The sequence below is a fragment of the Aporhodopirellula aestuarii genome (genome assembly GCF_023701485.1).
GTDB lineage: Bacteria > Planctomycetota > Planctomycetia > Pirellulales > Pirellulaceae > Rhodopirellula > Rhodopirellula aestuarii.
Genome location: NZ_JAMQBK010000008.1, coordinates 202,769 through 214,084 on the forward strand (window position 1 = coordinate 202,769; position 11,316 = coordinate 214,084).

Below are 11,316 nucleotides of genomic sequence, written 5' to 3' on the forward strand. Positions count from 1 at the left end.
ACACGCACGCACAGACGCCGGAAATTGGTTGCGAGGGGAGGGGGAAGGGAAAGAGGGAAAGAAGAGAGAGAAGTGTGTTATTTATGTTCTTTTTCAATCAATCTTCTTTCTGACTTCTTTCCGTTCTTTCTGCTTCTTTCCGATTGCCGGCGGCCCATCGGCGGAGGACTTCTTTCCGAAACCAACGTTCTTTCCGACTCAGTCTTGCTGGACACGGTTCAATCGGTACAACGTCCCGGTTCGTCCGGCGGTCGTTTCTTGCTCGGCGATGATGTCACCGCGTTCCACCAGAGTTGCAATCAGCTTCTTGAAGAGCACCGCCTCCATCGCCATCGCCTTGAGTAACTTGCTGTGACCGATCTTCAGGTTGTCCTCTTTGCGAATTTTGGCAAACACCTTCAAGCAATCGGTTGCAAACGGGCTCTCGGCGACGTGTGACGAAGCCATGAACAACATTCTCTGGGTCAAGTGATCGACCAATGTCATGGCCCACTTCGCCGCCGGTTCGTCAATTACCGGCGATTCGTGGTTCGCACTGATCGCGTACAACAACGCCAGCTTGCGAGTCTGTTCGTTGACACGGCCCCAAACCGTGGTGCTCACCGAATCGTTCTTGCGCTCCGCCTTGGCGTACTCACGCTCGGCGTGCAGTCTCGCTTCGACAAGGATCCCTTTGGCGGTATCATCGTGTGGCACAATTCTCGGTCGTGGATGCCATGTCCCCAGGTTGCCGCCGCCGGGTTTGTAGTCCGCCCACCACCTGGCCACGTCGATGATCGTGTCGGGCACTTCGGCGATCTTTGGTTCTTGGCCCTCACCCCGTTGGCCGCATTCCAGAATCATCATGCGAGCGAAGAATCCGTTGGTCAGCATTCGCTCGGAAAGTGCTGCGTAGTAGTGGTTCGGGATCGCGGTCCCGAAAACCACCAACGAAGGTTGGTCGATGGTTCCCGGTGATTCCTTGCCAGCCTTACGACGCATCGGATAGACCGTGTTCGCGGATGAGTACATCGTCAGCAGCGTTGATAGCACGTTCTCGTAACGCGCGTCATTGGACTTCTTGATCGACTGCAACATGCCATCGACCTCGTCTGTTTGAAATAACATTGAAGGTGTTAAATGCAACGCATCCTGAATCCCTTCGCCTGATGCGAATCGTTCACCGATGCAGTCTGCCAAACCGACTTGGTGCAGTATCTGAACGTTCAACTTTCGTGGCCAGTCTTTACCCTCGGCCGAATGGGCCAGCCCCAGCAAGTAAAGGTTCGTTCGGTTGTCGCCGGGATCGCGGACCTTGCGACCGGCCAAAGTGGCTAGCAACGCGATCGCACCGGCGAATGCGAGTGTTGGATTCGGGTACGGAGCCGTGTCGAGGCAGTGCGACATGACGTTGCTGACGAAGCCGGGAACCTGCAACAACGACTCAGGAACCGGACCGGGGTCGGGAAGTTCGGGCTCCGCGGGTGGCTTCGCCTTCGGCTTGGTCGCACCGGAGAGGCCATCGAGAAAGCTCGATAGATTGACGTCGTTGTCCTTTGCTTTCCCGTAACCTTCGCTGGCAAGCTGCCTCGTCGCCGCGGAGAAATCGCCGCCGTGTTCGAGCAACGCGAAAACTGCAAACGGCGAGTACGACTTGTTGGGTTCAAACGGCGAAGCGTTGGAAGTGAAAACGAAGAACACGCCGTCTTTCAACGTTGCGCTGCAACCGGTGGCTTTCCCTGGCCTGCACCATTGCTGGTTGTTGCCATCGCGAATCAATCGCCAACCATGCCTCGTCAGGATCGCGGCAACATCACCACGCTCGCTGAAATCGTCGCCGGGCTGGGTTCCGTCGCTCGTGGTCTTGGTCGTCGGTGCGTCTCCTTGGGTCGGCTTCACTTCGTTGAGCGAACAAGCCGCGTCGACCAAGATCGCCCGCTCGTCGACCGACATCACCGGTACCTTGGTTAGGTCGCCTTGCAGGACGACGTAGCCCGGAGACGGATCGCACATCACCAAGCTGCCCTCGCCAAGCGATTCGATCAGGACCGTTTTGCCATCGACCTCAGGTGTAACCGTTCGGGCATGTACGCCGCTCTTCGGCGTAAGTAGCTCGTTGCGGAAGAACACATGCCGTCCGCCTGATCGCGATTTCTGAACCACCAATCGCTGCAACAAACGCGGGTCATGCTCTTCTACCTGATCGCACCAAGCGTCAAACGCTCGGCCGGCCTGATCGAAATCGAGCACTTCCAAACTTCCGGACACCCCGCCGGTCAAAATGCAAATTGCATCGGCTGACGAGAACCAAGTGTCGTTTTGTTTTTCGGTTGGCGGTTTGTTGCGATACTGCTTGTAGGACGCGAGCGTTGGGAACTTGCGTCGTGCATCGGCCGGCAGCACGCGATATCCCGCGTCGATGTACCGATACGCCGCATCCCGAATCGGATTTGCGGCCGTGGCGTGGGTTTGTTTCGTCATTCGATTGTTCCTCAACCGTTGGAGCGAGTGGAAGGGTGGCGATCCGCATCCATGCGGCTCAGTTTGCTGGCGATGTGATCGAGGCTGGCCTGCGAGAAGACGCGAGCGTGACCGGCACAGCCGGTTGCTTCGATTCGTCTTGATCGAATGATGTATTCGATGCGGTGAATCTTGGTGTCCAACCGTCGGGCGATCTCGCCGACGGTCAGTAGCAACGGAGGTTGTGACATAGCTTTCCTTGCAGCATGTGGAAGGACTTCGCAGCGATTGCCCAGCAACGGGGAGGCGGCGAAGCCCAGAAAGAGAGAGGGACCAAAAACTGCGAAGTCATCGCCCGATGCGGGCGCGAGTGGCAGATTCAAAAGAAGCTCGCCGCAATGATTCGCAGGCGGGCGAGGAGCTTGTTGGCTCGGTCGGTTGCTGGTTGGTTGGCTGAGTGGCTCGGTGTTCGAGCAATTGGGATTATGGAAATTGAACGCGGTTTGTCAAACAACAGTTTCGGCTGGATTGACGACGTCGGAGACTCTAACCCGAAACCGAATTGACTCGGCAAAACACGCTCGAAATGGAAATGGAAGCAGCTTTCGACGGCCCGACCGACCCGCGTTGATCCGAACCTGTCTTGGCATGGATTGGCTCACGGCAAAGCAGTCAGCGACATCGGAAACGAACGAAAATTAAGGAAAACACGGTCTCAATCTCGCCGTCGCGTACCCGGCTCTGGGATTTTCAGACGCCGTCAGAACCAGCGTTGACAATCTCAAAACAATGCAAAAATAGTCGGCACTTTGAAATACAGAACGAAGCTCACTGTCGCAAATTGTGAACCCACCGACGCGCGGGCCGAATTGACGAAGCCACGATCTCGATTTCTCGAAAGTTCTGTCGACCGCATACATTGGCCCTCCCCAGTTACCTATGCCGCGTTTGTCAGAACGTGCTCAGCCGCAGCTGGAGTTTGGCCAAAATGCTGGTCGGGAAAACAAGAGCCTCCCTTTCTTAGCTATGCAATTCATCGGAGGTGCGTGCCATCGATAGTTTTCGAGAACACTTCCATCGCCGCATTAGACTGCCCTCCTGGGTTACTTAGGCGAACACGCGAGGGCATGAACCACTTTTTCTGCAAAATGAAGCAATCGCACCTGAAACAGACCTACCCGGTTGGCAATCCAGCTGACGAAACAGTGCGGCTCCAGTAGTCACATAATCCGTTCGCCAGCAAAATTGCGCAGCAAAAAAAGCGTCCCGTGAAAAAGCCGTCAAGCACGCGGCGTTGGTGCCGATTTTCTTTCTGTGGATCTTTAGCCGACGGACCGAAAACAATGGCTCCCTCAGGGTTACTTATGCAAACGGTCCGCCTCGATCCCCAGATTCCGTCAAAATTTAGAAAACTCGTTGCGATGAATCGTTGATGGCAGGCAGCAACAGTGTCTGCGACATGGATTTCCTCGCATTGGCTTTCTCAACGATCGCCCGAACATGGCAACCAGCGGAAGAACGGAATGCAGTGGTCTACGATGCCGAGCGACCCTTGATGAAGTCTCCGCGGCATACTCGGAAAGAAGCTTGCGGCCACGGCGGCGTCGCGAATGTTTGGTTGGCAAGGAGGCGATTGCCCCCTAACAGCACCGACTCTTTGGGTGCGAAAGAGCGGAAGTCCGCCGTGAGGATCGACATCCCATAGCCTGTGCAGCAACGAGACGAGCAGAAGATAAACTTCCTATTCGGTGGGCTCTTGCGCGTCGATGGTAACATCGATCGTCGCGGTGACGTCATGTGCATCAGCTTTGGTGTCGGTTGTGGTGTCGCCAACGAACGGGTCTTCTTTCAAATGTTTTGCCCACCATGCTTTGGCTTGCACCTGTGTCCAGCGACTCGCCGATGGGCAACGCAATAATTCTTCCTCGCAGAGTTCGGCGCTCGCCGGGCGCTCCTCGGGGCGTTTGGCCAAACAACGCAGGATGAACTCCTCCAACTGTTCATTGATCGGTTTGTCTAATCGCTCGGATGGACGTTGTGGCGTCGCCTGGAGATGCTGTTTGCAGATGTCGACGATACTCTTGCCATCGAACACCGGCGTGCCGGTCAGCAGAAAGTATCCCACGGCTCCGACTGCATACAGATCGCTGCGTGCGTCAAGTTCTTCTTGCTGGATGGCTTCGGGCGACATATAGAGCGGCGTTCCGGTTAGTGATCCGGCGAGCGTCATATTGCGATCCGCGTTTTGGGGCTTCACCAACCCGAAATCAAGTAACTTGACAAAGTCACACATGCCGCCGCATTTGGTCAGCATGATATTGGCGGGTTTGATGTCACGATGGATCAGCCCGAGTCCATGAGCTTCTGAGAGAGAGCCACAGAGCTGTCGCAAAATGTGATTGACGCGATCCTCAGGCAGCGGCCCAAAACGGTCGACCAGATCGTGCAGCGAGATTCCGTCCAGATACTCCATCGCGTAGTAGAAGATGCCTTCGGGAGTGCGGCCGTAATCGTAGATCGCGATCGTGTTCGGATGCGTCAGTTGGCTTGTCAGTTGCACCTCGCGTTCAAACCGAGCGATCGCTTGTTCGTTGGTCTTATCCACATGCAGAAGCTTGACAGCGGTCGGCCGATGGAGCATGTCATGGTGAGCGCGGTAAACAACACCCATCCCACCTGCACCGAGTTTTTCGCTGAGGGCATATTGGCCGAGTCGTTTCGCTTCGAGTGCAGCCTGCCGGGCGTGAAGTTCCAATCGCGAAGCATAAACGGCGAGCCCTGCAAGCCCAATCGTGGTTAACCCCAGCAAACCAGCCAAGGCTCCAAACGCGCGGCGCAAAGCGTACAGCGGCCGAAAGGCTTCCGCGGCATCCACTTCCGTCGCGATCCCAATGTTTTCTCGGGGCAACCATTTCCACGCGCCGACCACGCGGACGCCGCGATAATCGCGGTAGCCATCCACATCGACACCTTCTCCTCCACTGATTGCGTCCGCCGCCATGCGAGTCAGCGGCTGCTCCGGTCCGCGGAGTGTCGGTCTGTTTCCCCGGGTGAGGTCGACACCTGGATCGCGAATGCGAACATTCAGTACCGAACGCGTCTGTTCGTCGTCTGCAAGCAGACCGATCTTCTTCAATTCGTCATCGAATCGGCTGCCGGTGATCATCAACCCTTCCGCATTGAAGGCGTAGGTTTCACCGCTCTTCCCGTAACGCGCCACTCGCAGAATTTTGGTGAATTCCTTCGCGGGATTCAACGTCAAGCAAAGTGCGGCGATCGGGTCTCCGTCGACGGACTTGACGGGGCTCGCCACGGCCATGTTTGGCACACCGGCTCGCATGGATCCATCCCGATCGACTTGCGGTAGCACGCTTGGGAACGGTGGGATGATGACAGTCTTTCCTGCAAAGACGGGTGCCAGGACAGGTTGAAATCGTTCGACAAGGGACGTGTCTCCAGCCGCCGTGTTCTGATCCCGGCCGATCACTATGCCGCTCTGGTCGATCACGACAAATCCTTCGATGCGGCCTGACTCAAGCAGAGGCCGCATCCGTTCCCGAAGTTCACCCATCGCATCGCTGGTCAACAACGCAGCGGAGACCTCTTCCGGAGTGGACTCTTTTCCGATTTCGGCCAACTCCGCGACCGACTCACTGACGCGTTTCATTCTCGCCATGGAGCGCGCGTCGATGCGCCGTTCCTCAAACCAGAATTCCAGTGTGGCCAGATCTGCGCTGAGCAACGCTTGAAGTTGTTCGGCAACGTTTGTCTTGACCGAGTCCTCAACCGATCGATGCGCCATCCATCCAACGACCGCAATCACAATGGCGGTTAGAGCCGGTCCGAGCCACATTCGCTTTGGCGAGAGTAGATTTTGGGTCAGTACTGATCCGGTAGCCGATCGCAATCGCGAAACACGGGACTGGTTTAAGGAGGAATCTTGGCTCATGGGGGACTCATGGTTATCAAAACAGGAAGGAATGTCCCAGCACAAACGCCAGCAGGATCGGATAGACAAATCGCGACCAACAGTCGATTCGTTCTGCTACGATCCCCACGGAAACAACTTGCTATCCAACTTGGCCAGTTGTTGCTTTAACATCTCCAGCACCTCACTTGTTGTTCTTTCACCTACCGCAGCTAATTCATCGGTGCGCTCAAATTCGGATAGATCAAATGCTGTCACATCAGGTTCGATGATGAAATCGGCAGGCTGAATTCCTACCGAGTTCATGTTGAAGTTTTGCACCATGCTGGCTCGCATCAGAACGTTCAACACCGAAAGCGACTTTCGCTTCTTACCGGGTGGGTCAGCACAGATCCCCGCAAATTCCTTTTCTAACTTGGCCGTTACACTCGAGGCGATCACAAAGTTACATCCTTTCCCGACCAAGACGTCCGCTGGAATGTTGTTGACGATTCCACCGTCGATCAAGGCCTCGCCATTGCCAACGATTGGCACCGAAAAACCAGGTATGTTGATGCTTTCGAGAATACATTGCGTCGCGTCGCCGGTTTCTCTAACGACTGGCCCACCGCGAACTAAATCGACGGTCACGGTACACATCGGAAGCGGTAATTGTTCGAGCCGCGCATCTCCTAGATACTTTTTCAGCATGGGGCCGAATTGGCGTCTTCTGTATTTGAACAACAAGTACCAATAACTACCGCCTGGCAAACATCGAAAGTACCACGGTAGTCGCAAGTCTTTCTTGAAACTTTCGATTGTGTAATCGACGCTCATGCCAGACGCGTAGAGTGTCCCTGACATTGCACCGGCACTTGTGCCCGCCATCATGTCGACGTAGATGCCGTTGTCCTCAAGCACTTTCAAGACGCCCAAATGAGCCATGCCGCGCGCGGCACCACCGCCAAGAGCAATTCCGATTTGAATCCCACGAAGATGGTGAACGATCCGCTCCACTCCCGCTGGCAGGAGTCCTCCTTGATTCGGTGCGGGCTGCGAAAATGAGAGTTTGAAATCGCGTTCAACGAGATCAGCGACTTCGGGGAAATAGGGCGGGATTGTCGTTTCGCCGTCGAGCAACCAAACCAAGCAGATTTTTTCACGCCAACCGGCTACCAAAGACTGCAGCGATTTGATGGTTTGCAGAGCGGCGTGAGCGTCACTGGGTTGGACACACCACAACACCCGGTCCGCCGCGCTCATCAAGCGAACCAGATGGACTTGCTCATGATGGGCATCCAGGTCGACAAAGATTCGATCAGAATCCGACCACTCATTCAACTGCGATTGACGTTCTTGTTCGCTGATCAGTTTTCCATCGGCGAATAACAATCGAAATGGGACGTCTTCGATGGGTTCCCATTCACGGTCATCTCCCAGCACACATGGCGACTCTTCCATTTGCTTCAGTCGTTTTAATAACGCAGGCGTCAGGCGACGGCTGGCTGGAGACTCATGAACGATGCTGACCCGCGACGGTTGATCCTTGGTCCGATCGACCATCACGATCTGACGAGCGATGTTGCCGGCCAGCCGATAAAGATTCATCTGCAAGTCAGGGTGCGTGCCCGCGAGTTTGGCGAGCGATTCAATACCTAGCCGGATTCCTGTGGTTGGCTCGGTCGCGACCACGTTTGTGCTTGCTTTATCGGGCTGTGCGATCGAAAGCAATCCGTGTACTGAGCCTCGGGTCAACGGACGTTCGAGCACGCAGTTGCCGAACCGATCCATGACGGATGCCAGCAGGCGTCCATCGACGACAAAGAAGACTGAGGTCAATGTTTGATCGGCGAGATGAACGATATCGCCTTCTTTCAAATGGACATACTCGCCCACCGCCGCCATGTCAGCGATGGCTGATTCACTTAAACCCTGGCACCAGGGCAGTCGCTTCAGTTCGACGATGATCCGTTCATCGTACGCTCCCTCGCTATCGTTCTCCATTCATGATTCCTCTTGTTTCTCTCACGCGAACATGCGATGGCATTGAAAATTCCTCAGACACGACTTGGGGGGAAACGTCGTAACATTTCACTGACCGCGACACCCATACGACGCTCTTTCTCGGTATCGCTGACGTCCACCAACATGTTTGAAATGGCTGCCGCTCTCCAAAGCACCTCTTTCGTTCGCGAATCGACGATGTCAAGCACGAGAGACCCGCGACCCAAGGTCGTTACTTCTTCGTCACGCCCGTGTGTCATCGCCGTATGGATGGCTTCTCGCCACTCGTCGTCGTCAGGCCGATCGAAAGTTTCTGTGATGGCCTGCAACGACACCTCCTTTTCCAACGCTCCAAATACGCTGATCCCGATATCGGCAGCGCCCGTTTCGGATGTCTGAAACTGCTTTGACGTCAAAGTGTCCGCGAGTGCTTTCTCGATACGAGCCTTGACTTTCTGCGGTTTCAATGCGGAGTTCGCTTTAAGATTGTGCTGAAAACTGCTGAAAGCATAAGTTCCCGTTTGGGGGAACTCGATTGATTCGTCATAGGCCCAAGCGATCGTCATCTCAACACCTCGGTGCACATGCACGCTCGTTAATCGCTGCGTCCCGCTTACCTGCAATATAAAATCACCGGTAGCCGTAGCTTCGGCGTCCGTGATAAACGATTGCGGCAAGAGTTTCGACACCACGTCGGTGACCGCTCGCGGAAGCAAAAATCGGCCGATCGACGTTCCGGACGCAAATACTGCGAACATCACGATCACGATGATGCCGAAGGCCAACATGACTCCGAACTGAGTGATCGCCTCGACAGGGGTGTTCGCAATCATGTTTGACTCCAATTTGATTGTGTCGATGCATCTTTGTGTCGTTCCATTGAAGTTGCTACGGACGTTGACGAGATTCGTTTCCGTTGTCACTTTTCCGGGACGTGTTTCGATGGTTCAGTTCAAAACGCATGGATTGGCAATCGATCATTGGTACGTTGGCGGAAACGATTTCCCGCGTTGTCTCAGGCCAACGGTGACACTGCACCGTTACCCCACTTTACGAGCCTGGCTGGCTCCGAGCATCGCTAAGAACGAGTGATAAATGAGTGATTTCCAGTCGCTCAGATCCCTATGACCGACAGATTGGCGGAGCGCGGAATCATCGCGACGTTTGGTGGAGCGAATGTTTATTGAAGTTTGGGTCGGGCGATGAAGATGAGTTGGGGCCATGGCAAACTGAACAGCAGCCGCTCTGTTCACAGGGTATGCATTGTGTCGAAATGCCTCGCAATCGTTAAAATCGTTAAATTTTTACTCGACGAAAGGCGATAACAGACTCAAGGAACCATCTCTTAACGTCTTCAGGCCACTCTGTCCGAGACGATTTAACTGCAATTCACTTGCCAACGCCGTGGAGGGACCGAGATGCCCTTTCACAACAATGGTGTCATGGCAACGGCCATGCTCTGGCTGTTGCTAACGAGCGGCGCTCAGGGTCAGTTTCCCGCGCCCGCCACCGACTTACCCGTTGACTTACCCGTTGGCATGATTGCTGACGACGATATCGACACATCGATGACGGATCAGCCGACCATCGCGGTGGCGTCATTCCTTCAAACTGTCGCTGCACCACTGGACCTAAGTGTTCGTGGACGTTCCTCGCTACTCACGCAGGCTTTCACCAGCCCAGAACGGCTTGCAGTGGGCCTCGACCTGTATTCGGCTCCTGACTTCGCCAACGGAGTGATCGTCGCTGGTGAAAACATTGCCATGAAGATTGGCGGCTTCGTGAAAGCGGATTTCATCTATGACTTCGCCCCGATTGATTCGACGGACTCCTTTGTCACGACAAGCATACCGGTCGGGGCTCCACCGCGGACAAACGCACGATTTCACGCCAGACAGACGCGATTAAGCTTTGATACACGCTGGGTATCCGATGAGCATACGATTCGGATTTTTGTTGAAGGAGACTTTTTCGGCGACGGGAATCAGTATCGCCTACGGCATGCGTACGGCGAGGTGGGCTCGCTGCTGGTCGGACAAACATGGACCACCTTCACGGATGTTGCGTCAGCCCCAGCCACTCTCGATTTTGAGGGCTCCGTGTCCAGCGTGAACCGGCGGCAGGCTCAAGCCCGCTGGACTCAGCCCCTGCTCGGTGATGACCTGACACTGGCATTGGCGATCGAGGACACTCAGTTCAACATCGAACCACCCGTCGGGGTCACCGGCGATCCACGCAGTCAATCACCTGACTTCGTAGGACACCTGCGGCTGAAGACGGACTTGTTGAGATTTCAAGCCGCCGGGCTTTACCGCGTCGTCGGATTTCAGCCAACCGGCGCGGAGGTTCTCACGCGCGACGCCTGGGGCTTCAACTTTGCCGGCAGCATCCTCCTGACCGAGCGCAGCAAGGTCTATTCTCAAATCGTGTTCGGCGAGGGCATTGGCAGTTACCGTGGTTTGCCCGATGCGGCACCGACGGCGGTCGACCAAGGTGATTTGCTGCCGTTGTTTGGTTGGATGGTCGGGTATACGCAGGATTGGAACGACGACCTAAGTTCCAACTTGACGTATGCCGAAAACAGCCTTGACAATACGGCGTTTCAGGACCCCGACGATGTGCATCGCACAACTTACTTGGCCGCCAACCTAATCTGGAGTCCGCTGGAGCGTGTGAAAGTGGGGATCGAGTATCTGTATGGGACACGCGAAAACGTCGATCGCGCGAGTGCGCCGGCACATCGCATTCAGACGGCGGTCATTTTTGACTTACCGTGAGCCCACGTCGGTGCGATGGTTGAATCTGTCCCGACAAGGATCCAGTGGACGACCGAGATCACAGGTCGGCGTTGCCGCCCAGATTCAATGCCTCCAGCAGGCTGTTGATTGAATCATAACCCGACGCGTAAGTTTTGAAGTTGCGCTTTTCATAATCGCGGAGCGATGACATGTTACAGCCTGGGGTGC

7 protein-coding genes are annotated in these 11,316 nt (G+C 55.3%); 2 read left to right on the forward strand and 5 right to left on the reverse strand.

What is annotated here, in order from left to right:
• Positions 1-198: 198 nt before the first annotated feature.
• Positions 199-2,460, reverse strand: coding sequence for a DUF3987 domain-containing protein (locus NB063_RS02255; protein ID WP_250927103.1), 2,262 nt, complete (start codon positions 2,458-2,460; stop codon positions 199-201).
• An 11-nt stretch (positions 2,461-2,471) separates the two neighbouring features.
• A complete protein-coding gene (locus NB063_RS02260) occupies positions 2,472-2,690 on the reverse strand; it encodes a hypothetical protein (RefSeq protein WP_250927104.1) in 219 nt (72 codons plus the stop codon).
• A gap of 1,181 nt (positions 2,691-3,871) precedes the next feature.
• On the opposite strand from NB063_RS02260, the gene NB063_RS02265 reads away from it, so the two are divergent.
• Complete coding sequence (locus NB063_RS02265) at positions 3,872-4,144, forward strand: hypothetical protein (protein WP_250927105.1); 273 nt, start codon at positions 3,872-3,874, stop codon at positions 4,142-4,144.
• Positions 4,145-4,180: 36 nt separating this feature from the next.
• Here the strand turns inward: NB063_RS02265 and NB063_RS02270 are convergent, their stop codons facing one another.
• The 3 genes from NB063_RS02270 to NB063_RS02280 all read right to left on the reverse strand — a co-directional run bounded on the left by NB063_RS02270 (position 4,181) and on the right by NB063_RS02280 (position 9,183).
• Entirely contained in the window at positions 4,181-6,388 is a 2,208-nt protein-coding gene (locus tag NB063_RS02270; RefSeq protein ID WP_250927106.1) for a serine/threonine-protein kinase, read from the reverse strand.
• Positions 6,389-6,484: 96 nt separating this feature from the next.
• Positions 6,485-8,350, reverse strand: a complete 1,866-nt coding sequence (locus NB063_RS02275; RefSeq protein ID WP_250927107.1) for a patatin-like phospholipase family protein — start codon at positions 8,348-8,350, stop codon at positions 6,485-6,487.
• Positions 8,351-8,403: 53 nt separating this feature from the next.
• Positions 8,404-9,183 (reverse strand): DUF4136 domain-containing protein, encoded by a 780-nt coding sequence (locus tag NB063_RS02280; protein WP_250927108.1) that lies wholly within the window; start codon positions 9,181-9,183, stop codon positions 8,404-8,406.
• 585 nt (positions 9,184-9,768) lie between these two features.
• Here NB063_RS02280 and NB063_RS02285 point away from each other — a divergent pair.
• The gene (locus tag NB063_RS02285; protein WP_250927109.1) at positions 9,769-11,127 is read left to right on the forward strand and encodes a DcaP family trimeric outer membrane transporter; all 1,359 of its coding nucleotides are present in this window, start codon (positions 9,769-9,771) and stop codon (positions 11,125-11,127) included.
• Positions 11,128-11,316: the final 189 nt, after the last annotated feature.

Excerpts from the sequence above, each read along its gene's own strand:
- NB063_RS02255 (WP_250927103.1), bottom strand. The coding sequence starts at position 2,460 with ATGACGAAACAAACCCACGCCACGGCCGCAAATCCGATTCGGGATGCG.
- NB063_RS02285 (WP_250927109.1), top strand. The coding sequence starts at position 9,769 with ATGCCCTTTCACAACAATGGTGTCATGGCAACGGCCATGCTCTGGCTG.
- NB063_RS02270 (WP_250927106.1), bottom strand. The coding sequence starts at position 6,388 with ATGAGCCAAGATTCCTCCTTAAACCAGTCCCGTGTTTCGCGATTGCGA.
- NB063_RS02265 (WP_250927105.1), top strand. The coding sequence starts at position 3,872 with ATGGCAGGCAGCAACAGTGTCTGCGACATGGATTTCCTCGCATTGGCT.
- NB063_RS02260 (WP_250927104.1), bottom strand. The coding sequence starts at position 2,690 with ATGTCACAACCTCCGTTGCTACTGACCGTCGGCGAGATCGCCCGACGG.
- NB063_RS02275 (WP_250927107.1), bottom strand. The coding sequence starts at position 8,350 with ATGGAGAACGATAGCGAGGGAGCGTACGATGAACGGATCATCGTCGAA.
- NB063_RS02280 (WP_250927108.1), bottom strand. The coding sequence starts at position 9,183 with ATGATTGCGAACACCCCTGTCGAGGCGATCACTCAGTTCGGAGTCATG.